General features: G+C 29.4%; 26 protein-coding genes and 1 pseudogene. 21 read left to right on the forward strand and 6 right to left on the reverse strand.

The window, feature by feature from the left end; all coding sequences use genetic code 11:
• Together H527_RS22475 and H527_RS0117070 are read left to right on the forward strand one after the other, a co-directional pair.
• Nucleotides 1-277 (forward strand): group II intron maturase-specific domain-containing protein (locus H527_RS22475; RefSeq protein WP_035088678.1); only part of this gene is annotated, 277 nt, incomplete at its 5' end.
• Nucleotides 278-409: 132 nt separating this feature from the next.
• Complete coding sequence (locus H527_RS0117070; protein ID WP_027413816.1) at nt 410-1,684, forward strand: alpha/beta hydrolase-fold protein; 1,275 nt, start codon at nt 410-412, stop codon at nt 1,682-1,684.
• Between the two features lie 497 nt (nt 1,685-2,181).
• Here the strand turns inward: H527_RS0117070 and H527_RS0117075 are convergent, their stop codons facing one another.
• Entirely contained in the window at nt 2,182-2,406 is a 225-nt protein-coding gene (locus tag H527_RS0117075; protein WP_027413817.1) for a hypothetical protein, read from the reverse strand.
• A 164-nt stretch (nt 2,407-2,570) separates the two neighbouring features.
• On the opposite strand from H527_RS0117075, the gene H527_RS0117080 reads away from it, so the two are divergent.
• The 7 genes from H527_RS0117080 to H527_RS0117110 all read left to right on the forward strand — a co-directional run bounded on the left by H527_RS0117080 (nt 2,571) and on the right by H527_RS0117110 (nt 7,161).
• Nucleotides 2,571-3,254 (forward strand): hypothetical protein, encoded by a 684-nt coding sequence (locus H527_RS0117080; RefSeq protein WP_027413818.1) that lies wholly within the window; start codon nt 2,571-2,573, stop codon nt 3,252-3,254.
• 451 nt (nt 3,255-3,705) lie between these two features.
• Entirely contained in the window at nt 3,706-4,032 is a 327-nt protein-coding gene (locus H527_RS0117090) for a hypothetical protein (protein WP_027413819.1), read from the forward strand.
• 98 nt (nt 4,033-4,130) lie between these two features.
• Nucleotides 4,131-4,682, forward strand: coding sequence for a TetR/AcrR family transcriptional regulator (locus H527_RS0117095; protein WP_027413820.1), 552 nt, complete (start codon nt 4,131-4,133; stop codon nt 4,680-4,682).
• A gap of 3 nt (nt 4,683-4,685) precedes the next feature.
• On the forward strand, nt 4,686-5,075 hold the full coding sequence (locus tag H527_RS0117100; protein WP_027413821.1) for a hypothetical protein: 390 nt from the start codon (nt 4,686-4,688) through the stop codon (nt 5,073-5,075).
• The gene (locus tag H527_RS0117105) at nt 5,068-5,496 is read left to right on the forward strand and encodes a hypothetical protein (RefSeq protein ID WP_027413822.1); all 429 of its coding nucleotides are present in this window, start codon (nt 5,068-5,070) and stop codon (nt 5,494-5,496) included. Before H527_RS0117100 ends, H527_RS0117105 begins: the two co-directional genes overlap by 8 nt.
• A 310-nt stretch (nt 5,497-5,806) precedes the next feature.
• The gene (locus H527_RS22480) at nt 5,807-6,070 is read left to right on the forward strand and encodes a hypothetical protein (protein WP_035088681.1); all 264 of its coding nucleotides are present in this window, start codon (nt 5,807-5,809) and stop codon (nt 6,068-6,070) included.
• Between the two features lie 68 nt (nt 6,071-6,138).
• The gene (locus H527_RS0117110) at nt 6,139-7,161 is read left to right on the forward strand and encodes a Riean_0653 family protein (protein ID WP_155837933.1); all 1,023 of its coding nucleotides are present in this window, start codon (nt 6,139-6,141) and stop codon (nt 7,159-7,161) included.
• Nucleotides 7,162-7,747: 586 nt separating this feature from the next.
• Here the strand turns inward: H527_RS0117110 and H527_RS22485 are convergent.
• Nucleotides 7,748-8,233, reverse strand: a pseudogene (locus tag H527_RS22485) (IS1595 family transposase); the annotation flags it as partial.
• 296 nt (nt 8,234-8,529) lie between these two features.
• Between H527_RS22485 and map the strand changes: the two are divergent.
• From map to recQ, 10 genes are all read left to right on the forward strand, one after another.
• Entirely contained in the window at nt 8,530-9,294 is a 765-nt protein-coding gene (map, locus tag H527_RS0117130) for a type I methionyl aminopeptidase (RefSeq protein WP_027413824.1), read from the forward strand.
• A gap of 448 nt (nt 9,295-9,742) precedes the next feature.
• Complete coding sequence (locus H527_RS0117135; protein WP_027413825.1) at nt 9,743-10,615, forward strand: DUF808 domain-containing protein; 873 nt, start codon at nt 9,743-9,745, stop codon at nt 10,613-10,615.
• A gap of 25 nt (nt 10,616-10,640) precedes the next feature.
• Nucleotides 10,641-11,180, forward strand: coding sequence for a DUF2867 domain-containing protein (locus tag H527_RS0117140; protein WP_027413826.1), 540 nt, complete (start codon nt 10,641-10,643; stop codon nt 11,178-11,180).
• Between the two features lie 95 nt (nt 11,181-11,275).
• Nucleotides 11,276-13,369 carry a leucine-rich repeat domain-containing protein gene (locus H527_RS23255; protein WP_051316849.1) on the forward strand — a complete coding sequence of 698 codons (2,094 nt, stop codon included), beginning with the start codon at nt 11,276-11,278 and terminating at the stop codon, nt 13,367-13,369.
• Nucleotides 13,370-13,620: 251 nt separating this feature from the next.
• Nucleotides 13,621-14,196, forward strand: coding sequence for a Crp/Fnr family transcriptional regulator (locus H527_RS0117150; RefSeq protein ID WP_035088685.1), 576 nt, complete (start codon nt 13,621-13,623; stop codon nt 14,194-14,196).
• Between the two features lie 68 nt (nt 14,197-14,264).
• On the forward strand, nt 14,265-15,365 hold the full coding sequence (locus tag H527_RS0117155; RefSeq protein WP_027413828.1) for an SMP-30/gluconolactonase/LRE family protein: 1,101 nt from the start codon (nt 14,265-14,267) through the stop codon (nt 15,363-15,365).
• A 73-nt stretch (nt 15,366-15,438) separates the two neighbouring features.
• Nucleotides 15,439-16,002 (forward strand): Crp/Fnr family transcriptional regulator, encoded by a 564-nt coding sequence (locus tag H527_RS0117160; RefSeq protein WP_027413829.1) that lies wholly within the window; start codon nt 15,439-15,441, stop codon nt 16,000-16,002.
• 61 nt (nt 16,003-16,063) lie between these two features.
• Entirely contained in the window at nt 16,064-16,642 is a 579-nt protein-coding gene (locus H527_RS0117165; RefSeq protein WP_027413830.1) for an NAD(P)H-dependent oxidoreductase, read from the forward strand.
• A 398-nt stretch (nt 16,643-17,040) separates the two neighbouring features.
• Nucleotides 17,041-18,015 (forward strand): hypothetical protein, encoded by a 975-nt coding sequence (locus H527_RS0117170; protein ID WP_027413831.1) that lies wholly within the window; start codon nt 17,041-17,043, stop codon nt 18,013-18,015.
• A 103-nt stretch (nt 18,016-18,118) separates the two neighbouring features.
• Nucleotides 18,119-20,239, forward strand: coding sequence for a DNA helicase RecQ (gene recQ / locus H527_RS0117175; RefSeq protein WP_027413832.1), 2,121 nt, complete (start codon nt 18,119-18,121; stop codon nt 20,237-20,239).
• Between the two features lie 12 nt (nt 20,240-20,251).
• Here the strand turns inward: recQ and H527_RS0117180 are convergent, their stop codons facing one another.
• The 4 genes from H527_RS0117180 to H527_RS0117195 form a co-directional block, all read right to left on the reverse strand.
• Nucleotides 20,252-21,160: a hypothetical protein gene (locus H527_RS0117180; protein ID WP_155837934.1), complete on the reverse strand. Its 909-nt coding sequence runs from the start codon at nt 21,158-21,160 to the stop codon at nt 20,252-20,254.
• Between the two features lie 214 nt (nt 21,161-21,374).
• Nucleotides 21,375-22,175 (reverse strand): aldose epimerase family protein, encoded by an 801-nt coding sequence (locus H527_RS0117185; RefSeq protein ID WP_027413834.1) that lies wholly within the window; start codon nt 22,173-22,175, stop codon nt 21,375-21,377.
• A gap of 13 nt (nt 22,176-22,188) precedes the next feature.
• Nucleotides 22,189-22,827 (reverse strand): MOSC domain-containing protein, encoded by a 639-nt coding sequence (locus tag H527_RS0117190; RefSeq protein ID WP_027413835.1) that lies wholly within the window; start codon nt 22,825-22,827, stop codon nt 22,189-22,191.
• Between the two features lie 9 nt (nt 22,828-22,836).
• Nucleotides 22,837-23,622: a tRNA pseudouridine synthase A gene (locus H527_RS0117195; protein ID WP_027413836.1), complete on the reverse strand. Its 786-nt coding sequence runs from the start codon at nt 23,620-23,622 to the stop codon at nt 22,837-22,839.
• Between the two features lie 150 nt (nt 23,623-23,772).
• On the opposite strand from H527_RS0117195, the gene H527_RS0117200 reads away from it, so the two are divergent.
• Together H527_RS0117200 and tnpA are read left to right on the forward strand one after the other, a co-directional pair.
• Nucleotides 23,773-24,150 (forward strand): LysM peptidoglycan-binding domain-containing protein, encoded by a 378-nt coding sequence (locus H527_RS0117200; RefSeq protein ID WP_027413837.1) that lies wholly within the window; start codon nt 23,773-23,775, stop codon nt 24,148-24,150.
• 227 nt (nt 24,151-24,377) lie between these two features.
• Nucleotides 24,378-24,632: IS200/IS605 family transposase (tnpA, locus tag H527_RS0117205; protein WP_027413838.1), on the forward strand; the 255-nt coding region annotated here is incomplete at its 3' end.

The raw sequence follows: 24,632 nt of genomic DNA on the forward strand, positions 1-24,632 counted from the left end.
GAAAATGGAAATCCCTAGAATGCGGTGTGACAACATTGTTGGCATTGCATATCATTTAAACCCTAAACTCAGGGGATGGATACGTTATTTTGGTAAATATCGAGGATATAGTTTGTCTAAGGTGTTTTATGTGCTTCGTATCAAATTGGTAAGGTGGGCAAGGTATAGGTACAAAAGATACCGACATAATTTGGTCAAAGCCTATAAATGGTTGGATAGGGTTAGGGAACAATTTCCTAACATATTCTATCATTGGAGTGTAGGATATTCAAATTAAGTGTATAGATTTGTATAAGAAGAGCCGTATGATGGGAGACTATCACGTACGGTTCTGGGAGAGGCTCGGGGTGAAATTCCCCTTGTCTACTCGACACAAACACGTTATGTGTAAGGACAAAAATTAACCTTAATGATAAAACTTAAACAATTTATATTAATCATTTTATTATTGGGTATTGTTTCGTGTGGAGAAAAAGAAAAAGGACAAGAAATCGAAGAAGCTGATTCTACAAAACCCAATCAAGGAATTCAGGTTGGGCGATTTGACAGCATACACTCTAAAATTTTAAATCAAGAAAGAGAACTAATCATTTACCTCCCTGAAAGTTTTAAAAACCCTCATAGAAAAAGAAATAAATACCCAGTCGTTTATCTATTAGATGGAGTCTATAATTTCGTTCCTTTTGTTGGAATGTTAAAACAGTATAGCGAAATGAACGACACTAAAATATTACCTGAAATGATTGTCGTAGGAATTCCAAATATAAATTTTAAAAGTAGAATGATGGACTTTTCTCCAACTACAGATGGAAATCCTGAACAATATGGTGGTGGAGACAAATTCTTAAGTTTTATAAAAAAAGAATTGTTCCCATATATAGAGGAAAACTATTCTGGTTCTAACAATAGAACAATAATTGGTCACTCTTTTGGTGGTCTAGTTGTAATGAATGCACTTACCAATCATTCCGAAATGTTTGACAACTATTTAATGATAGATGGAAGCCTTTATTTTGATAATGAACTATTCCTTAAAAATCCAAAATACAGCTTAGCGGGAAAAGATTTAAAAAAGAAGAATCTTTATATCGGAATTGCAAATACCGCAACTTATGGTAGTAGTCTTGAAAGTATTAAAAATGATACAATTCGAGCCAATAGATACGTTCGACATTCATTAGATCTTGTTAATCAAATAAAAGAAATGAATACAGACTTGAATATGAAATGGAAATACTACGAAAACGACACACACGGAAGTAGTGCTTTTTTATCGCAACTTGACGGATTTCGATTTTTCTATTCGTGGTTTGAGTTTAAAAAAGGACAAAATTATCGTAGCAAGTATTTTGTTCCGAAAACAAAAGATGACCGATTTGCATATCTTACTGAATCACATTTTGAGAATGTATCAGAAAAATTAGGTTACAGTTTTAAACCCGAAAAAGATTGGTTAAGTAGTTATGCTTATTCTTTGAATAGCTTTCAACATCAACCAGAACAGGCGATAGAAACATATAAATTGAGCATAAAATATTATCCTAAAACTCCAAGCGTATATAAAGATTTAGCGGATTTTTATCTTGCCCAAAAGGATACAGTTAATGCCATTCTGAATTACAAAAAGGCTTTAAAGTTTAAAGATGATACGTCAATTAATAATGTATTAAACAAAATAGAGTGAAAAAGCATACACATAATCGTGTAGATGGCTCCGCCATCATTAGATAGCGGAGTGCACCTCACACAGCTCTACTGAGTTTATCGAAGTACCACCTGCCATACGCGTCTCGTAACAGGCGGTTCACCAAATCGAAGTTTGCTCCTTATTTATGTAGTCAATCAATGGAAAAGCTACTAAATAAGCATAAAATGCGTACTTTAAAAAACATAAATATCTGATATTCATAATAAAATAAAACAATCCTAAGGATTCGAGAACCTCAGGGTTCGGGGTTCGGCTCTCTGACATATTGAGAGCTGAGGCACTCGAAGCCCTGCATACACTAATACAAAACACATTTACAAATAAGTAATCCCTGTTTAAATAGAAAAAGACAACCTCCCTCCTAAGCCATACAAAATCCACTAGCATTAAAAAAATTGCACATTCAAAAACATTTATTATATTAGCTTTCATATTAAAAATATCCTACCCAACGCAATCTTTTCGATTGCATTTTAAAATATATACATATTGGTTATTAGTGATTTGTTGTAGAAAGCTTTAGCTATCTCGGGGAAATCCTTAGCTATCTTGTCGAAAGTGTCAGCTATCACGGGGAAATCCTTAGCTATCCTGTCGAAAGTGTCAGCTATCCCGGGGAAATCCTTAGCTATCCTGTCGAAAGTATCAGCTATCACGGGGAAATCGTTAGCTATCCTGTCGAAAGTATCAGCTATCACGGGGAAATCCTTAGCTATCCTGGCGAAAGTGTCAGCTATCGCGGGGAAATCGTTAGCTATCCCATAGAGTCCTAAAAAACTTTAGCTGCATCAAAAAACTATCTGCTATGTTGTATATAGATACTTAGTAACATTTTTATAAACATAAATTAAAACTTAAAAAAATGGCAGAACGCGATTACAATTTTAAAGATGTAGTACTTATGGAATGGGGGGACATCACCTTAAAACACTTAAAAACAGATATAGAACACTTTACTGTATTTGACAAAAAACTAAATCCAGATTTTGTTACCGATCTAGAAAAACAAGTAACACAAGCATATAAAGACGGTGGCGATATATTAAACATCACACAACTGCAAGAAAAAACAGAGCTGGTAAAAAAAACGATGCAAGAATGTCGCACGTATTTTAAACATCTAAAATATTGGGTTTTGGATGTTTTTCCTTCACAAAATGCAATACAACGTCAATTTGGTATCGGCAGGTTTAAAGATGTTACCAAAAATCAATTAAAAATGATTTCGTATTTAGAAGGGCTTACCGAAACCATACAACAACATTATACTGCTTTAGAAACTGCAGAAGTACCGGCAGAGCTTTTAAAACAACCTTCTGTACTGGCAGAAACATTACGTAATGCCAATATAGAACAGGAACAAAAAAAAGGAACACGAACTATAGATACCGAAAAACGTGTCGATCAACTTAATGCTTTGTACCATGTTTTACAAAAAATAAATGCTGCTGCCGATACTGTTTTTGAGGAGGTGCCAGCAAAACGAAATCTTTATCGCCCTCCTTATAAAAACAAAAAAAAGGTGGTAAACGAAGAAGAAGAATAAAATATCTGCTTCCTCTTGGTTATTTTAGAAGGAAAATCAAGAGGAAGTTTTTAAAAAAAAAACGATAAACCCTATATAAAACAAATAGATTTTCTGCCCAATACCATCCTATATCGCTATCTAAAAAGGTCTTTTCTTTAAAAATAATTATTAAATTTGGTACTAGTATAACAGATGTATCTATACTACCAAGCAATTAAACCAAAATAATTGCTAACGCTTAAAACCAAAAACCTGACCAATGATCGTAGCCAAATTATTTGTTTTGGGAACAGAACGAGAGTTATTATGAACAGATCTGGAATATCATAGATTTTTAAACCCTAAAACAGGTCGCTGTGGTGAAATCCCAATGGGAGGATTAATAACTCTATCCTTATATCTGGTTATGATGACAAGCTACTTCGTTGTACTCCTATTAGTGAGAGAATGCCTTATCAGGCTTTAGAAAATGAAGAAAAAACAATACTTTGTAGAAAAAATTAAAGTTATAGGACTTGATGAAGGCTCAACTAATAAGAATACTAATAGTAAAATAGGGTTTATTTATGGAAAGGAATATACTCTGAAAATTGCCAATTTTAGAAATGATGAAATACCTAGTAATCTTAATCAAATAAAAAGAGGCTATACCTACGACCCCGATGACAGAAGTGCTTTTGTAGGAGCATTTAAAGAAACAGGAGAAAAAGTAATTTTTAAAGCAGATGATTTAGAATTATGTGGTAAAACCATACTCTGCCCTGCATTCCTTATAATAACCGTTCTGCGTCATTAATGCACACATAAAAATTCCGTTTTTTGAAATCATTAATAGACGATAGCGTTTATTAAATAATAATTATATATTTGATAACTAAACGGGATCGTCTAATTATGCCGAAAATAATTGCAACAAAAGAAGACTGGATAAATTTAGGATATAAACTATTTTCTGAAATGGGAATTAGTGGAATTGTTGTGGAAAAAATGGCTAAAAAACTAAAAGTCAACAAATCAAGTTTTTATTGGCATTTTAAAACAAAAAAAGAGTTCATTAACGAAATAATTTCGTTTTGGGTTTCAATAGACACAACCAAAATAATATCAATGGTTGAGAGTGAATCAAATCCTATAAAAAAATTTGACAAGCTAATTCAATTAGTCTTTAAGAAAGACCCATTTTTTGATTTTATTTTCTATCTAAAAAGATATGCTCTAAAAAACAAAAGTATCCAAACACTTATCGACAATATCGACAATCAAAGGATAGAATACACAAAAAACATTATAATAGAAATGAATTATTCTTTAGAAGAAGCTACTATTTATGCTTCATTATTTTACAAATATCTTATTGGTTACCACGAAATGATTCGATATAAAAAACAATCTAAACATTATATTTCTGAAGTAAAAACAGAAATTAATCAATTTATTAAATATTAAATAATGAAATCAAAAAACGCATATTGGATTATAGCAGGTATTTTAAATTTATTTACTTTCATTTTACACTTAATTGGTGGACAAATTGAACTTGTAAATCCAATGGTCGAATCATTAAAATTAGATGTTAGTTCTCAATTAGTAGGTGCTTGGCATATGGTAACCATAATATTATTTGTTACCTCTTATATTTTACTATTAGCTGGCTTTAACAAGAAATATACGCATAATATTGAGTTAATAAAATGGATAGGTTATCTAAATTTATTATTCTGTTTTCCTTTTATCATTGGCAGTTTTTATTATGGAATATTTTTGACACAATGGATACTTTTTCTTCCTATTGGATTATTAACAGTGGTTGGATTAAAAAAAACTAATGCAAATGCTTAAACTTGGAGGAATACTAAATATAATAATTGCTGTTGCTCATATTATTGGATTATTTTGGGCAGAACAATTTTTTGAAAAGACTGGTGCTGGAAAACCTATGCAAGAACTTGCTGAAATTGAAACTACTCTTCCTTACATACTTACAATAATTGTTGCAATTATCTTTTTTATTTTTGGACTCTACGGACTTTCGGCAAGCGGAAAACTTAGGAAATTACCTTATTTAAAAATTGGTATTTATACTATAGCATTTATCTACCTATTTCGAGGTATCGGAGAACAGTCTTATAATATAATTATGGGTACAACAAATAATAATGAAACAGTTCAATCTATTGTAGCAATAGGAATTGGAATACTATACTTATTTGGAGGTTTGAAAAAGTGGAACAATAAAAAAAATAAGGAACGCACAATCTAGTAGCCCAACACGGTAAATTAATTTACCGTGTTGAGGCTCTCACAGCCCTACTGAGTTTATCAAAGTACCTTCTGCCATACAGATCTCGTAACAGATGGTTCCCAAAATCGAAGTTTGCTCGTTATATAATTAGCCTAAGTTCCTTAATGGAAAGGGTATTGCTGGAATATGTATATAGTATCCCCTTAGCGGTATAAACATTATTATTCCAATCCAATGTGCATCCCTGTAGAAGATATTTTAAAAGCTCTAAAATGATTAAAAAAAACTTTGACTAGTATCTAAAAATTATAGACAAGATGATTTTATTGTGAATTTTGGCAGGCAATGGACTCCTGACCCAAAAGATATTCATGTACTACATATCACTAAATATAGTCATGGAAAATCTAGAAATATGCTTAATAAAAATATAACCAAAAACAACATAACATCTTATAGTCAGTTATTTTTTGCTACCCGAAAATATTTAGAAACAAAACGAAAAAAGATCAAAAACAGAGTAACAATTATCTCTGTTACGACATATACTTACATCATTCAAATAATAAAATCAATAACCTCGGAGGATTAAACTCCACAATATGTATTAAATAAAAAATTATGATGAAAAAATATATAACACAAATCAAAATAAATTACATGAAGAAAATTTTCAATTTAGTTGTATTACTACTATTAGTATGTTTTACTAGCTGTTCAAAAGATGAAGAAGGAGAGGAAGGAAATACAAATAAACAACAAAAGGTTCTAAAAGCAGATTTAAATGGAAAAACTATTGATTTTGGTAATAGCTCAAGTGAAATTGTATTCGCCAATGCAATTTTGTGGGATGGTAAAAAATTAGTTATAACAGGCAATGATAATGATACCAATTTAAAATTAACGATAGGAGATACTTTTCTAAAAGATCGTATTCAGCAGGGTAAATACAAAATCGGAACGTTACAGGATAATTTAGAAACTAATATATTTTATCTTGATTTTAATGATACAGAAACGGATAATGGTAGTGGTTCATACTATATTGATGTATATGGTTGTAATGTTTTAAGTAGTACTCAAGTAGGTGAAATTAATATTACAGAATTAGATACAAAAAATAAAGTTGTTTCAGGTACTTTTACAGGTACTTTATTTAGATGGATAGATACTAGTACAGGGGATTTAAAAACTATTGAAGTATCAAACGGAGTTTTTACGCTTCCGTATAATGATAAAAATGAAGAACTTAAGCCTAATAGAAATGTGATTTCGGCAAGAATAAATGGATACCAGTTTATGTCAGAAGATCCAGGTTCTCCAGATTCAGGTAGATCAGCATCCTCAGGAATAGATGAAATCACGCTTTACGGATATGATCATAACTTTGGAAGGATTAGGATCTCTATGCTTTCTAATGTAGAATCAGGAAATAGCTACACATATAAGCCAGATGGAAGCTTTAAGTCTTTAGGAGTGACTTTTATGAATAGAATTAATATTCCCGAAGATTTTTTATTCAATAATCCTAATCAATCTAATAACTCCTATATTTCAATACTTAACCACGATACAAAAAACAATATTATTGAAGGGAATTTTTATATTGAAAATTCTGAAATTGAGGGTAGAACCATTACCGATGGGTATTTCAAAGTAAAGTATATTGATTCTGTAGATTAAAAATCAATGTCTTTTATTTGTCAGTCTGAGCCCGAAGAAGACATTACAAAACGTAAGTTGAAAAGCACTTCGACAAGCTCAGTGTAATAAGGGGTTTTGAATATATTCTTAACTAAACGACATTAGATTAAAAATAATAACCAAATAATACATCCAAAGAAATCTTTTTTGGATGTATTATTTAAATTCTATTTAAAAATCGATGAATGGAGCTAACTGAAACTCATAAAAAGAAAGTAAAACAGACAACCCAAATGGCATTTGTAGGTTGTGGAATTTTACTTTTAGCTCTTATTGTTAACTCTCTTAGAGAATCCTTTTAGGGATTAAAGAAGGCTATGCCCCTAGTAATTTCAGCTTTAATTTCATTTCTTTTCTACCCTTAATGGTAACACTCTTGGGCTTGGTCTGGCTGTAATCTGACGAACAATAAAATACTGGAATAGGTGGACAAGTCTAAATAGAAAATTAATTATAATTTGTTTATCTACTCCTGTAATCATGCTTTGGTTATTTATAATCACAAAAATAATTCTAACAATACCTAATTAAATAAAAAAGGATCTAGTTTAGTTATGCGTTAATATTAATTTTTCATATTAGATTGTATTTGGTTAAATCGTTCCAATGTTCCTATATTGATTATTTTTTCTACAAAAGCAGTGACTCTATCATTTCTTGATTTAATACGTTCCTTTACACGATGCCAATTTAGATATTGCTGTAAGTATTTTGTTGATACTCCCCAGAAAATATTGTCAATCCATTTTTTGATTTTATTGTGAGTGGAGTTTACGTGTTGTATATGGTAATTCTCTTTAACTCTTTCTCCCTTTGATGTATTGATGGGATGGAACTCCATTTTATTATCTTTAGCAAATCCCTTGTAGGTATGATGTGCATCACTACATAATATGGTGACACCTTTTTTTACCCGTTTACCAATGGGATTTTCTAGATCTACTTTTCCAATACGCCCAAGAGTAGCAACCCTAAGGTCTAATGTTGATTTTCTATCCTGAGTCACAATCACTACAACTTGATCGTTACTGACACCTCTCTTATCAGATTTACAAATCAACAATTCAGTTTTTAAAAACCAGAAGTCTTCCACATCTACCCTGCTTATTAACAAACAAAAAAGATTTTGGAATAACAGGTATTGATCAAATTTATGAAACGATAAAGAGCGAATTAGACTGAACTGAAATACCCGTCAAATAGAAAAAGGCAACCTCCCTCCTAACCTTACAAAATCATTAAAATTAAGAAAATAAAAGATTTACTAATTTAGCTATCATATAAAGGATGTATGTGTACTAATTAGGTATATTAGATTATTGTATCTTATTAGAAAAAAAATAAAAAATGTCAATTACAAAAGAATCTGAATTAATCGGAATGAAAAAAATTAGTGAAGTTGTTGGAACAACACTAAAACTGATGAGAGAATATGCTAAAGTTGGTATATCAACTAAAGAACTGGATGAATATGGGGGCAGCATTTTAAAAAGCTATGGTGCTAAATCCGCACCTTACGAAACTTATGGATTTCCTGGTTATTCTTGCATAAGTATAAACGAAGAAGCAGCCCACGGAATACCATCTGACAAAAAAATATTAAAAGAAGGAGATTTAGTTAATATTGATGTTTCTGCTGAACTAAATGGTTTTTGGTCTGATAACGGAGGGTCTTTTGTTGTAGGAAAAGACATTTACAACCATCAACCTCTTGTTGATGCTTCTAAAAACATCCTACGCAAAGCTATAAATAATATTAAAGGTGGAGTAAAAATTGCTGACATTGGTTATGTAATAGAAACTGAGGCTAAAAAATCAGGGTTTAAAGTTATTAAAAACCTTGCAGGGCACGGAGTAGGAAGAAGTTTACACGAAAATCCTGAAAATATTTTAAACTACAGAGTTAAAAGTAACAAAGAAAGATTTAAGAAAAATACTACTGTTGCTATTGAAACTTTTATATCTACAAAATCTACCATTGCTATTGAATTAAATGATGGATGGACTTTAGTAGGAAATAAAGGCGGTTACGTAACTCAACACGAACAAACAATACTAGTAACGGATAACTTTCCAATTATTTTAACAAAATCTAATGAAATCTGGAATTAAATAACAGAATGCAAAAATAATAGGTATTATACCACCACTTTTTTTGAGAACAAACAAAAGAATATTTTAAGTTGTACAAACGTCACATCGTATAAAATTAACTACTAGTGCAAGTTTACTTATAAAAATCGGTTACTTAAACAACGTAACTAACCTTATACAATACCTATTTAAAACATTAATCAATAACCTCGTGAGCAAGCTTACGAGGTTATTGATTAAAAAACGTATTACCAAAAAGCCTTTATGTACAACCGCAAAGTAATACTCAGAAAGTTTTTACTATTTGGAGTGACAATTAGATTTTATGATGAGGAATTTATAAAATCTGTGTAGATTTGCCGATAACATGGCATTATTTGCTTTACTAAGATACATATTTAGCATTGCCATGTATTTAAAAACTAAATTTGAATACTAATACACACAAAACAAACATTATATAGGTATGGCATCAGGATTTTTTGCTCTATTAGATGACATTGCAGCTCTCATGGATGATGTAGCAGCTATGAGTAAAATTGCAACAAAAAAAACGGCAGGTATCCTTGGGGATGATTTAGCTGTTAATGCTGAAAAAGCTTCAGGGTTTGTTTCCTCGAGAGAATTACCTGTGTTATGGAAAATAACTAAGGGATCTTTTCTTAATAAATTAATTATTCTGCCAATTGCTTTTCTGTTAAGTGCTTTTGTTCCTGCTGCGATTATTCCTATTCTACTAATCGGGGGTATTTATTTGGCATATGAAGGAGCAGAAAAAATATACCACTATTTATTTCATAAAAAGGATACAAAGCATAGTCTTGAGAATATAGAAATGACTGAAGATGAAATACTAGAGTATGAAGACAAAAAAGTAAAATCTGCAATAATCGTAGATTTTATCTTATCTGTAGAAATTGTAATTATAGCATTAAGCAGCGTAGTCGAAGAAGAACTTACCATACAAATTGCAGTGGTTACCGTAGTTGCCATATTAGCAACCGTTGGGGTGTATGGTATTGTAGCATTAATAGTAAGGATGGATGATTTTGGCTATAAATTAATAGCATTAAGTAAAAACAAAACAAGTATTTCAAAAACTATAGGAACAGGCTTGGTAAAGACATTACCAATAATAATTAGAAGTTTAGCTGTAATAGGTACTATTGCAATGATTTTGGTAGCAGGAGGTATATTTACGCACAACATACCTTTTATTCATGATCTTTTTCATGCTTTGCCTACAATTTTGGCAGAGTTTATTGTTGGGATACTGGTAGGGTTTGCTGCTTTGTTTATTTTTCAAATTTTCTTAAAAATTATACCTGCAAAAAAATAGCGAAATACTAGTCGCGTAGTATATTATGAAGATAATTAAAACCACTCTTCCTACTAATTCTATTCTGAATACTTTAGACAAAAAGTATGACTACACCGATAGTTTTCAAGGTATTGTATATGATCCCAAAAATGATTTCACTTCAACAGATTTAGGAAAAGCATTTTTTAGAAGTGGTCCAAAATGGGTTGGAGCATTATTTACTTTACGAAATAAAATAGTGTCTCTATTTGGGCTAAAAACTTCAAACATTAATAAAGACAGAAAAAAGTTGCTTGAAAACTTTAAATGCGAACCAGGAGATCAACTTGGTCTTTTTAAAGTATTTGGAAAAAAGGAAAACGAAGTTATTTTAGGAGAGGATGATAAACATTTGAACTTTAGAGTTTCTTTATTTAAGAAACAGTATACAAACGGAGAAAAAAACAAAGAAATAATAGTATCCACTACAGTAGAGTTTAATAATTGGTTTGGTAAATTATATTTTTTACCTGTTCGACCATTTCATAAAATAATTGTTCCTATAATGCTAAAAGGAATTATTAAAGAATTAGAAAAGAAATAGATTATCTATTTCTAAAAGTACTGTATCGTCTAAAGCAACGTATCTTATTTTTATACTAAATTACCGCGATAACTCATTCTGAACGAAAAAAATACATGAATAAAATATTTTACCTCATATTTCTTTTAATAACTTCGATTAATATTACTGCTCAAAAAAAAAGTTATTCGTTAGAAAAAGCATTACAAAATCCTGAAAGCGTTGAATCTTTAGATTTATCTTCGCAAAACTTAACCAAATTGCCCAATAGCATTGGAAAATTGGTTAATCTTAAAAATCTAGTTTTAAGTAGAAATCACCTCACTAAATTACCAGAAACTATAGCCAATCTAAAAGATTTAAAAAGTTTAACATTAGATCAGAATAAACTAATTGAATTACCTAAAAATATAGGGTATTTAAAATCATTAGAATATTTAAGTGCCGAAGAGAACCAGCTTTATAAACTACCAAAGTCTATTGGGGATTTAGAGGCACTTACTATGTTGATAGTATCAAAAAATAATCTAACAGAGCTTCCTGAAAGTTTTGGGAATTTAAAGAAGTTAAAATTTTTGGATGTAAAAAATTGTAAAATCAAGAAACTGCCAAAATCTATTGGTAATTGTGCTAGTTTAGAATATTTTAATGCCCTAAAAAATGAACTTAAAGTATTGCCAGAATCCTTTTCTAATTTAAAACATTTAGAAAGACTAGTTTTAACAAGTAATCAACTTATAAAACTTCCTAAAAAAATAGGATCTTTAACAATGCTTAATAAATTAGAATTAAGAAAAAATCAAATAACAGAGTTACCTGAATCTTTTTATAATCTTCCTAAAATAGAAGAGTTTGACTTAACAGATAATAAAATTCATATTATATCAAAAAATATCGGGAATTTAAAATCGCTAAAATCCATACAACTACAATCTAATCCGTTGACAAAATTACCAGAAGAAATAGGCGACTTATCTAATTTAGAACTTCTTTGGCTTAATAAAAATAAACTGACCTCACTACCTGTTTCTATTGGTAAGTTATCTAATTTAGAAAAACTAAGTGCTGGGTATATGAATTTAAAAAGCGTACCCAATACCATTACTAAACTTCAAAATTTGAAGTCATTAAAATTAGATAAGAATCAACTTACTAGTTTGCCTTTAGCTATCGGAGATATGAAAAAATTAAAAAACCTGAATGTTAAAAGCAATATGCTTACTAGCATTCCTGCTTCTTTAGGTAATTTAAAACTTAGTAGTCTGGATATTAGAGAAAATCTAATAACAGAGCTGCCACAATCTGTTATAGATATGGGGTGCTTTGATGTTCATAAAGATAAGCATGTCTACTACCCTTCTAGAGCCGAATTAATAAAAAAAGATAGAGAAAGAATCCAGAATAAAATTAAAAAGGAAGAAACAGATCAAAGCACCAAAGAGAAAGATAATATTGCTGAGCTAGAAAAAATAAGATTACAAAAAATAAAAGAACAAGAAAAGTTTCGTTTATATCATAATGTTTTAACTGATGAGCTAAGGATAAAGGGTAAAGAGTTATCTAAGTTAGAACCTTTTAAATCTAATACAAAATACAATAAAATTATAAATAGCTTACATGATAAAATCGATAGATACAGCGTTTCTAAACACATAACATCGCTAAATTATATAATGTATATCTCAGAAATTCCTAATAATTATAAAACCAAATATTACTTATCGGATAGAGAAATTAATGATTTTAAAAATATAAGTCACCTTTCTGCACATGCCTTAGCAGACTCTTATATATCAGCTAAAAATTATCAAAAAGCTATAGAATATCTAAAATTAGCTTTAGTTAAATTTCCTTACCACTCCTATAGTGGAACTACTGTAAACAAAGATCGTTTAAGAATTAGAACCGACTTAGCAGAAATATATTATGAAATTAAAAATAAAAATGATGCTTATGTATATGTATTAGCCAACATTATAAATGGTGAGAGTTTTAGAAATCATGAGAAGATATTAATTGATTACCTTAAAGGTGAAGATAAAGTACAGTTTAAAAAGGATTTAAATGCTGCTATAAATACAATAAAAATTAAGGCAAATAAAGAGTATGAAATAACGTTCAGATCTAAAAAATATACTTTTTATGATGGGCCATATAAAAAATCGCTAGCAAATATGAAAACAATATTATTGTCTATTAAGTTAGAATAAAATAATGTTTTACAACAATATAACCTTTACACAGTGTTTTTAATTTATAGCAAATATTGATGCGACTATAATTAAAGAACAGTTTGTACAAACTTTCTTATAAGTATTCGTAGTAAGGATCGGCGTATGAGAATAAACTTCCCGTAGGATTTAATAAATAGAAAATAATACTTCTAAAATATTAAATACCTTTAACAAATAAAATAGTATTAGAACTATCAAGATTTACTCCTGGGCACAATTAAAAAATAATGAACGAACTGCACAAAATATTAGAAGAGATAATTGGGTTAACAGAAAATGAATGGAAAAAATTTAACAGCAAACTAAAAAAGAAAGAGTTTAAAGCTAAAACAGTAATAATCAAAGAAGGAAGAATTGCTAGTAGCTTATACTTTATTGAATCGGGGTTGTTAAGAACCTACTATAACCTCGACGGAAAAGAAATTAATACCTATTTTGCCTGTGACAAACAATTCATGTCTGTTTTTTCTAGCTTTATAAACCAAACCTCTTCGCCCGAAATTTTAGAAGCAATTGAGGATAGTAAAGTTTATGAATTATCTTATCAAAGCCTTATAGATCTATATAAAGATTCTTCCAAATTTGAGAAATTTGGAAGAATCTTAGCAGAAAAGAACTTTTTATGTGCTCAAGAAAGAACATTAACAATGCAAACAAAAACTGCTAAAAAAAAATACTTAGATTTTATAAAAAATTATGACAAAAAAATTGTTCTTAGAGTTCCTCAACATCAAATTGCAAGTTTTCTTGGGATAGCTCCAGAATCACTAAGTCGGATTAGAAAAGAGATTTTCATTTCTTAACAAATATCAATGTAGACATCTGATAACTATTATTTCTTTGTTATTTATAAATTTGAAACATAAATACAATGAAAATCTCATCGATAATAAAGTTATCAATTACTGTAGTTTTAACTCTTTTTATAGTTAGTGTTTTGTTTGGGGCTTACTCCATCCAACCCCTATCATGGTCTCCTCCTATAAAACCTGAACTTACTGGTGTTTTTGCAAAAAACGAATTATTAAGTACTACAAAACGAGTAGGTTTAGGCAATTGGTATGGACCAGAGGATATTGCAATTGATAGTCAGGGAAACTTATATTGTGGTGTACATATTTCTCAAACAGATTTCACAGACGGAAGAATTTTAAAAATTGATACCTCTGGAAAAATTTCTGTGTTTTGTAATACAAAATCTTGGGTAGCTGGATTACATTTTGATAAAAATGAAAACCTTATTGCTTGTGACTTAGAAAGAGGTTTGATAAGTGTTGATAAAAATGGTAAAATCAAAATTTTAGCAAATAAAGATGAAAATGGTAATAAGTTTCTAATTCCAAATGATGTAGATATAGCCTCTAATGGGGTTATCTATTTTACAAATACATCGTCTAAAGTATCATTTAGTAGAAAACATATTTGGAAAATCTTAATGGAAGCTAAACCAGATGGAGGTCTTTATAGCTTTGATCCTAAAACAAAAAAAGTTAAAACTTTAATTGACGGCTCTTTTTTTGGAAATGGAGTTGCGGTATCTCAAAATGATGATTTTGTTTTAATGGTTGATTTAGCTAAATATAGAATAGTTAGATATTGGCTTAAGGGTATTAATAAAGGAAAAACAGATATATTTTTAGAGAATTTGCCTGGTTTTCCAAACGGAATATCAAGGAGAAAAGATGGTAGTTTTTGGCTTGGATTTTCTACTAAAAGAGATGATCTGTTAGATAAAATACACCCAAAACCTCTAATAAAAAAACTTGTTTATGGTCTTCCTCTTTGGTTACAACCTAAAGTAGTTCCTTTTGGAATGATAATGCATTTAAATAACAATGGAGAAGTTTTAAAAACATATTATGATACAACTGGTAAATTTGTTTCAGAAGCAAGTTCTATTGAAGAGCATAATGGCTATCTTTATATTGGTGGAGATATATCTAATCACATTGGAAAATATAAACTTAAGTAATAACATTAATTAACAAAAATATAGGTTATGTTATCGTTTTTAGAAAAAGAAATGCTACAATAATTCCAGAAATATGAGAAACTATCTTGAATCGTTTAATATTCTTACAAGTGATGAAATAGATTTATTTGAGAGTAAAGTAGTTAGCAAAAAACTAAAGAAAGGAGATTTTTATATAAAAGAAGGTAAAATTTCTAAAGAAATTGCTTTTGTAGTATCTGGAATGCTTAGGTCATTCTATTACTCTTCTTCTGAGGAGGAGGTAACGTATTGTTTTACTTTCTCCAACTATTTTCTTTCTGCATACTCTTCGTTTCTTTCGCAAACTAAAACAGTAGAAAACATACAAGCTCTTTCGGATATAGAATTACTTTGTGTCTCTAGAGAAGAAATATTAAAATTAGAAGAATCTAGTTCTAATTGGTTAAAGTTTTTTAAGTTCATTGCCGAACAAGAATATATTAGAATGGAAAAGAGAATTTTTTTACTACAAAAAGAAAGTGCCGAAAAGCGATATGAAGATTTGCTTGCTAATCATCCTGAGTTTTTACAATTAATTCCTCTAAGCTATCTTTCTTCTTATTTAGGGATCACTCCAAGGCATTTAAGCAGAATAAGAAAAGTTTTTTCGAATTAGACAAATGTCCTTTTTAAAAGTTCTAAAAGGTAAGTTCTTTGTTTAAAATAAAGAACACCTAATGAAACGAGTTTTATTAATAAACGGACACCCAGATAAACAAAGTTATAATTATGCGCTATCAGAGGCTTATAAAAAAGGAGCCGAAAAAACAAATGCTATTATAAGCCAAATCAATATTGCAGATTTAGACTTTGATCCTAACCTTAAATTTGGGTATAGAAAAAGAAGCGAATTAGAACCAGATTTAATCAACGCCATAGAAAAAATACAAAAAGCCGATCATATTATCTGGATATTTCCTATGTGGTGGTATGGCTATCCTGCTTTAATGAAAGGCTTTATCGATAGAACATTTCTACCTGGGATAACTTATGAACCTATAGAAGGAAAATCTTTACCTAATAAACTATTAAAAGGAAAAACCTCAAGAATTATTATAACATCAGACACTCCAAAATGGTATGACTATTTTTTTATGAAAAGCCCCGCTATTCGTCAATTCAAAAAAGGAACATTACAATTTTGTGGTATCCAACCTATTAAAACTACATACATATCACCAATTAAAAACTCAAGTTCTAATTTTAGAAAAAATTGGTTGGATAAAATATCTGTATTAGGAGAACAATTAAAATAAATAACTTCTAATCATAATCACAATAAAGTAAGTTAACTATAGGTTTAAAAGGATTTTAGAACCATCAAAAAATGATTTTTAGAAATGAAATAAAAATAGTGTGCTTCGACAAAAAATATAAGTGAACAATATAGACTCTAGGATTAACAATCTTAAAAATCAAAAACCGTATTTTTGCTAAAAAAATACGGTATCCTTGTCCAAAAAAATGATATTAAATTAATAACCTTAGCAAAAGCTAAAGAGGTATGTTGTTAAATATATATTACTTTTTGAAGCAAGTTTTTGATAAATCAATAACCTCGGAGCAAACTCACGAGGTATGCTTCCGAAAATATATTTTGTTTTCGAGGCAAGCCTCGAGGATTAAAATCCTCCATAAGAGATTCTATACTACAATGAAAAAAATCACTATTTTAAAATATACAACAGTTTTTATTTTCTTATGCTTTTGTTGGTGTTGTAATGACATAAAAAATGGATCTGATAATACTAAACCCTATTTTGAAGGAGAAATATCTTTATCCGAATCAAGAGGTCTATATGGAAGTCTATTTAAAGTTAATACTACCTATTTTATATCCGAAAATCATATCAAAAGAGAACAAAAATTAGGTGGAATAAATAGTGTTTTTAATAGTTATGCAGGGATTTTTATAGATTTAAAAAAAGATAGTGTCGTATTATACTATTCAGATATGCTTTCTGGCAAAAAAAATAAACACTCCACCAGTATAAAAGAATATACCTCTAATAAAAAATATAAAAACCTTCCTAACAGTTTGCCTTCTCCTGTCGATAATACCTTTAAACTTCTTCCAAATTATAAACGGAGTAACCAAGTAAAGGATTCTATAAAAATAAAAGAGTACACATCAGATTATACTCTTTATCAAGAGGATTCAGGAATTTTAAAACAAGAAGTATTCGACACCAAAGAAATTAAAGTTAAACGGGAGCTACTAGAGATGGTATTTATGAATATTCCTAAAGAAATTAATTTCCTTTTAAAGTCTGATTTAAAAACTACAATTTCAGATATCAGTAATGATTCTATTGTAAATGGCAAACAATCTAAAGCTATCGATTTATTTTTAAGAGATGTGTTTCAAAAAAAGGATTCTATTAAAAGTGATAAAAAAACAGATTTAGAAAAACTTTCGAAAAACAAATGGATTAATTTAGGGCTTAAGATTTTAAAAAAAGGAGTAGATTTAAATATACATATAGCGACAGATATATCAGAACTTACCTCTAGAAAACTTTTATCTAATGAAATTTCTTTTACTTCCTTAGATTTTATAGAGATTTTGGATATAGATGATTTTTCGAATTCATTGCCACATGAAGGAGGAGGTGATTTTGATGATTAAACTTAATCTTATATTAGCAACTTATACATAAGGATATAAATAATATGTAATCTTATTTAGATAAAAATTTATTCTGATAAGCAATTTTCTTTTCTTTGCACTTATGCCAGATCCACAACAACTTTTACACACATTAAAAGAATATTTTGGGTACGATAGTTTTCGTCCATTGCAAGAAAAAATCATTGACTCTGTTTTTTCAGGGAACGATAATTTAGTTATAATGCCCACAGGAGGCGGAAAATCTATATGTTTTCAGTTACCTGCTTTATTATTACCAGGAGTAACTTTGGTTATCTCTCCGCTAATAGCATTAATGAAAGACCAAGTAGATGGTTTACTTGCTAATGGTATCCAGGCTGCTTTTATTAATAGTAGTCAAACAGAAAACGAACAACAAGATATTTATACAAAAATATCTAGTAAAGAGATCAAACTCCTTTATATAGCTCCAGAGAGTCTTTCTTTTTTAGATGCGGTACTTTCTCAAATAGAAGTTAGTCTAATAGCAATAGATGAAGCACATTGTATTTCCTCTTGGGGGCATGATTTTAGACCTGCCTATACACAATTAGGATATCTTAAAAATCGGTTTCCTAAAACCCCAGTAATAGCATTAACAGCAACAGCAGATAAGGCTACACGACAAGATATTTGTAATCAATTAAACATTATAGATGCTAAGCAACATCTGGCTTCTTTTGACAGAGCCAATTTAAGCCTTGAAGTACGCCCTGGCAATAAAAGAATTGAACAAATAATAGATTTTCTAAAAGATAAACCTAACGATTGTGGTATTATCTACTGCCTTAGCAGAAAAACAACCGAAATGTTGGTTGAGAAATTAAAAAGTCAAGGATTTAATGCCGAAGCTTATCATGCTGGTATAGATCATCACAAAAGATCTCAGGTACAAGAAGGTTTTATTAATGATACGGTTCAAATTGTTTGTGCTACCGTAGCTTTTGGGATGGGTATAGATAAATCCAATGTTCGGTGGGTAATACATTATAATTTACCTAAAAATATAGAAGGATATTATCAAGAAATTGGTCGTGCAGGTAGAGATGGTCTACCCTCTTCTACCCTACTGTTTCATAGCTATGCAGATGTTGTACAACTACAAAAGTTTGCTAATACTTCTGGTAATCAAGAGGTGCAATTAGCAAAACTAGATCGTATGAAACAATATGCAGATTCGTTAAGTTGCCGAAGAAAGATATTACTTAGTTATTTTGGAGAACTTATCGAAGAAGACTGTGGCAACTGTGATGTTTGTAAAAATCCTCCATTGTTTATAGATGGTACCATCATTGCGCAAAAAGCACTATCTACAGTAGCCAGAATTAAAGAACAAGAACCTATGGGTACAGTTATCGATATTTTACGTGGTGCCCAAAATACTACAACATTAGATAAAGGCTACCAAAATGTAAAAACATACGGTATCGGAAAAGATATTGCATGGAAAGATTGGCAACAATATATAATACAGTTAATTAATCAAGGATATCTAGAAATTGCTTTTCATCAAAATAACAAACTAAAACTTACTACACTTTCTAAAAAAATATTATTTGATAGTGAAAAAATAAGTCTTGCACATCTGCAAGAATTTGAAAAAATAAAGCAAGCCAATATAGAGCAAATAGATAAAGGTGTAGCTCCTACTCTTTTTGAAAAATTAAGACAATTACGATTAGAACTTGCTAAAGAAGCAGATATTCCTGCATATCAAATTTTTAGTGATGCCACTTTAAAAGAGATGGAGAAATTTAGACCTATGAGCGATGCCGAATTTATGCAAATTAGTGGTGTTGGAAGAAAAAAGATGCAAAATTATGGTTATCAGTTTATTAAAACTATTATAGATTTTTCTGCTGAGAAAACAAAAAAGAAAAGAAAATCCAATACTAATAAAGGAAATACTCATAAAGAAACCTTGATTTTATACCAACAAGGACTCTCTATCGAAGAAATAGCTGCACAACGTAAATTAGCTGAGTCTACAATCTTTGCACATATTATGAAACTTTATGATAGCGGAGAAAATATAGACTTAAAACAGTTTGTAACTATAGAGGATATAAATTCTGTAAAAAAGGCGAAGATAGAACTAGATAATCCAGATACTCTAAAATCATATTTTGAGTATTTTGAGCAAGCTCTGGATTATAATACTATTAAATTAGCATTAACCGTATTAGAAAAAGAAGCTTCCTAAGTACAAAAAAAATCAATATATAACAGACGTAAAGGTATCATGAAAAACGTCTGCTAATTTTATTTCTAAAAAATGAATTACTTCTTTTTTTGGAATTTTATTTTGATACATTTCAAAAGCTTCTACTATATTACTGTCTTTTAATATTTTAAAATCGTTAGTAGACTTTCGAAAATCTTCTAATTTTAAGTCCCATTGTAAAAGTGTTTTTAATAATTTTTTATGTGAAGAGTATTTTTTTTCTAAAACTATTAGTTTTTCTTCATCAATAGGATCTTTAATTTTACTACTATTTATTTTTCCATATACAGTAGTATATTCCTCCTCTATGGATCGATCTAATTGTTTTGCTTCTGCTACTAACTTTAGATAAGCATCATACAACCTTTCATTATAAAACTCTATAAACTTTAAATGATTATCCATTTGTACAAGGTAATCTACAGCAGCTTCTTTATATATACTACCTCCAATATCTTCTGCATTTATTAATGCTTCTTTTAATGGATGTAATATAGGTTCTTGTTGTCTAAGAAGTCTTTCAAAACCTTCTCTTTTAGGCAAGGTTATTATTTGATCTGTTATCTCTTTTGGTAATCCTATAAAATAATATATCCTGTACTTAATTTCTAAAGAATCATTTTTTTTGTTTATTAATTTTTGGCTCTTTTTGATTCTTTTTTTAGGAATAGAATCTTTCTTTTTTTTTAGATCAAAAATTATATTACTGTTTAATTTATTAGCGATAGCTCGCTCTTGATCAAGAATATATCTAAAAAATTTAAAATCTTTAGAGGCTTCTGCATAATTATTAGTTAGGCGTATTCCACGAACATAATCTTCATTCAATAAACCATCATCACTGCTACAGGATAGAAAGACAAAATAAATAAAAAACAATATATATATACTTATTTTCAAAACTTTCAGCTACTATTTTTCTTTTAAAGCCTATATATAATAAAAAGACAATAAAACTAGATCAAACCGTTAACTCTATAACAAAAAAATCTTTATTACATAATTTTGAAAGATTAACGAAGTATTATATTTTTAAACAATCAACTTAAGAGTAACTTATTATTTATGAATTAATTGTATAGTAGTACTAAAATAATAACAGTCAATTATACTTTTATGATGGTTTAGCCGAAAACACTATTTCAAATTGTTCTAATCCAGAACTATAGTCAAATTCCGTATGCAGTTTACTTGCAGAAATACCCGCTGGATAAAAGGTAATAGGTTCTATACAAATCATATTATTAACTTCTGTCCAAAGCATTATATGTCTAAAGCCTTTTGTTTTTATAATTAATTTTAAATTTCCATTATTTTGTAGAGTAACCTCTTTACTGTCTTTTAATAAAAAGGCAGATGCTCCTGCTTGTAATACATCTTTTAAAGATATTTGCTGGTTTTCTGATTTCAAAACCATTTCTGGATCATAAACTTTAAATGCTGGATGAAAACCTAACATAAATGGCATATCTTTTTCTGATTGTATTTCAAAATGAATTTTTAAAGATTCATTGGTAAGCTTAAAGGTCTTAATAAATTGAAAATCATACGGCCAATCTAAGAACTCTTGTGTAGATTTTTTAGGAAATTTAGGGTTACTAACTTGGGTGTTTGCTATATATTTTTTGCTATAACTAACCTTAGTATCCTCTATTGTGTTCATCCTATACAATAACGCTCTTAAAATTCCATGTTGATCTAGTTTTGCTTCTTTTTTAGGAGTTTTGACTAAAAAGTTATTTTCTTTTGTAGCTCCAATTATAGGAAACATCTCTATTTCTGTATTTCCCCATCCTGGATCTCCTTTTTGATGCAGTATTTCTATATTATTTACTTGATAGCTTATCAACTCTCCTTTATTGATACTAATCACAGATTTTTTATCTGCACTATATATTGTTACTTGATCAGACATATTGTGTGAAATATTAAACTTTTTTTCTGAAATATTTTTTATCTTCCTCTGTTATCGAGAGATCAAAAAGTGCTTTTTTTATTAAATCTCCATGTTCTTTTTCATTATAATGAAATCTCAAAATATTTAATTCTGTTACCGTTATTCCATCATGATTTTCATTCTCTAAAACAAACGTATCTCCTACAGAAACTTTCCCCGACTCAACCACCCTAACATAAACACCTGATTTAAAAGAATCTATAAAATTTTTCACCATAGTTTGATCTCCAAATCGAATACCTAGTTTAAAACAAGGTTGTCTTGTTCTAGAAATTTGAATAATTGCGTTACCTAATCTATATAGTGATCCTATTTTTATATTTTTTTCATCAAAACCTTCAACCGTTATATTTTCTCCAAACATTCCATAATTCCATTCTAAATCTGGATATTTTATTTTCCAATAAGCATAATGATCTGCTGCGTATAAATAACAAGCTTTGTCTACCCCACCGTGATATCGCCTATCTATAACATGATCATTTTGTACATCTTCTTTTCCTAAATATATTGGCGAATCTATAGGGTATTTATAAATGCCGGTTTTTATTTCTTTTCCTTTCCATAAAACAGTTTTCGGTTCGCCTATATTAGTAGATATTACTTTCAATATATTAAGTTATTTAAATTCTACACTATTTAATATTAAACCAGATCCAGGAACAATATGTTCTAAAACAATCTCTTCAGCTTTTGGATCTAGAGTTTTCTTTATAAAATCAATATCAATTTTTCCTTTCCCTAAATCTAGTAATACTCCCATCATTAACCTAATTTGATTTCTTTTAAATCCTTCTCCTTTTACTTGTAAAAGATAACTCTCTTTTGGAAAAAAGTTAGCCGTATATTTTTCATTTTTTTTAATCTCGCAATGAAGTATTTCGCCTTCTAAAATTGTTTTTTCTGAAGGACGATGACAATACGATCTAAAATTATGCTTTCCTTCAAACAACCTTGCTGCTTGTTGCATTATCAAAATATCAATATTTTCTGCAATATTGTACATAAAAGGGGCGCAAAACGGATGAAATTTTTCTCCAAAGGAAAATAAATATACATATTCCTTAATTTTTGAGGATTGAATAATATTAAAATTTTCATCCGTTTCCTCTATTCCCAAAGCTTTAATATCTTGTGGAAGGTTTTGATTGAAATCTATAAAAAAAGTCTCTATATCTAAAGGATTATTATCTACAAATAATTCGATATATGTTTGATTTGCTGAAACTTTTGCATCTGTCCTACCTGTAGCTAATACCTTAAAATTTTTATGTTCTAAAACATACGCTATTGTCCTCTCTACCATTCGTTGTAGTGTATTTACCGTAGGCTGTTTTTGCCAACCATGATAACGAAAACCAAGATATTGTAACTGTATGATATAGTAGAACCGTTTACGAAACATAGATTATATTTTTTAACTGCCCCGAATATAGATAAATTATGTATTTCAACGATGATTCCTCTTTTTTTAATCCTAAAATTATATAAACAACATTCGATAATTTGTTATATTTGGATAAAGCTAATTAATAATTTAAAATCTAACTTAGTTATGGTAAAAGCAAAATATCAAAGTGTTCTTGATTTAGGGCAAAAACTAAATATACAAGATGGAGATGTTTCTGAAGAAAATGGAACCCTTAAGATTAAAGGTGTTGCTAATACACAATATGAAAAAAATCTTCTTTGGGATGAAATTAAAGAAATAGGAGGAGATAATCCTTCAGATATTATGGCCGATATAAAAGTTGCAGATACTTCTTTATACCATAAACATACTGTAAAAGGTGGAGAATCTTTAAGTAAGATAGCTAAACATTATTATGGAGATCCTATGAAATATACAGCGATTTTTGAAGCAAATAAAAATATTCTAAAGAATCCTGATGTTATTCACCCAGATCAGGAACTTATTATACCTAATCTATAAGTTAACAAACACATCATATAAGTTAAAAAAACCACTATTTTAGTGGTTTTTTTAGTTTGTAAACTTTTTTAGAAAGTATTTGTATATCTATAGAAAACTATTAAATAACCTATAAAGTACCAGCTATTTTATTTACCAAAAAAGAGATTTATTGGTCTCAAAAATAGTTAAAACTATGTACTTTAGTGCATTTCGCTTTAGCTTCTAAAAACCTTTATCTTTGTTTTATGCAAGAACAAAGGTCAAATGGTCATAGTGTTTCTCGGTTGAGCGTTCATATAGTTTGGAGTACAAAATATCGTTATCATGTTTTGAAAGGTGATATTCAGATACGCTGTCGTTCTCTATTGATACAAATATGTGATTCTGAGGATATTCAAATCTTAAAGGGAGTGATTTCTAAAGATCACGTTCATATGCATTTAGAGTATCGTCCATCTCAAAAAGTAAGTGATTTAGTTAAGAAATTAAAAGGCAGAAGT

The organism is Aquimarina muelleri DSM 19832, from assembly GCF_000430665.1.
GTDB lineage: Bacteria > Bacteroidota > Bacteroidia > Flavobacteriales > Flavobacteriaceae > Aquimarina > Aquimarina muelleri.

Bases quoted from the DNA above. Each gene is read 5' to 3' on its own strand.
- H527_RS0117070 (WP_027413816.1), top strand. From the start codon at position 410: ATGATAAAACTTAAACAATTTATATTAATCATTTTATTATTGGGTATT.
- H527_RS0117080 (WP_027413818.1), top strand. From the start codon at position 2,571: ATGGCAGAACGCGATTACAATTTTAAAGATGTAGTACTTATGGAATGG.
- H527_RS0117090 (WP_027413819.1), top strand. From the start codon at position 3,706: ATGAAGAAAAAACAATACTTTGTAGAAAAAATTAAAGTTATAGGACTT.
- H527_RS0117095 (WP_027413820.1), top strand. From the start codon at position 4,131: ATGCCGAAAATAATTGCAACAAAAGAAGACTGGATAAATTTAGGATAT.
- H527_RS0117100 (WP_027413821.1), top strand. From the start codon at position 4,686: ATGAAATCAAAAAACGCATATTGGATTATAGCAGGTATTTTAAATTTA.
- H527_RS0117105 (WP_027413822.1), top strand. From the start codon at position 5,068: ATGCTTAAACTTGGAGGAATACTAAATATAATAATTGCTGTTGCTCAT.
- H527_RS0117110 (WP_155837933.1), top strand. From the start codon at position 6,139: ATGAAGAAAATTTTCAATTTAGTTGTATTACTACTATTAGTATGTTTT.
- map (WP_027413824.1), top strand. From the start codon at position 8,530: ATGTCAATTACAAAAGAATCTGAATTAATCGGAATGAAAAAAATTAGT.
- H527_RS0117135 (WP_027413825.1), top strand. From the start codon at position 9,743: ATGGCATCAGGATTTTTTGCTCTATTAGATGACATTGCAGCTCTCATG.
- H527_RS0117140 (WP_027413826.1), top strand. From the start codon at position 10,641: ATGAAGATAATTAAAACCACTCTTCCTACTAATTCTATTCTGAATACT.
- H527_RS23255 (WP_051316849.1), top strand. From the start codon at position 11,276: ATGAATAAAATATTTTACCTCATATTTCTTTTAATAACTTCGATTAAT.
- H527_RS0117150 (WP_035088685.1), top strand. From the start codon at position 13,621: ATGAACGAACTGCACAAAATATTAGAAGAGATAATTGGGTTAACAGAA.
- H527_RS0117155 (WP_027413828.1), top strand. From the start codon at position 14,265: ATGAAAATCTCATCGATAATAAAGTTATCAATTACTGTAGTTTTAACT.
- H527_RS0117160 (WP_027413829.1), top strand. From the start codon at position 15,439: ATGAGAAACTATCTTGAATCGTTTAATATTCTTACAAGTGATGAAATA.
- H527_RS0117165 (WP_027413830.1), top strand. From the start codon at position 16,064: ATGAAACGAGTTTTATTAATAAACGGACACCCAGATAAACAAAGTTAT.
- H527_RS0117170 (WP_027413831.1), top strand. From the start codon at position 17,041: ATGAAAAAAATCACTATTTTAAAATATACAACAGTTTTTATTTTCTTA.
- recQ (WP_027413832.1), top strand. From the start codon at position 18,119: ATGCCAGATCCACAACAACTTTTACACACATTAAAAGAATATTTTGGG.
- H527_RS0117185 (WP_027413834.1), bottom strand. From the start codon at position 22,175: ATGTCTGATCAAGTAACAATATATAGTGCAGATAAAAAATCTGTGATT.
- H527_RS0117195 (WP_027413836.1), bottom strand. From the start codon at position 23,622: ATGTTTCGTAAACGGTTCTACTATATCATACAGTTACAATATCTTGGT.
- H527_RS0117200 (WP_027413837.1), top strand. From the start codon at position 23,773: ATGGTAAAAGCAAAATATCAAAGTGTTCTTGATTTAGGGCAAAAACTA.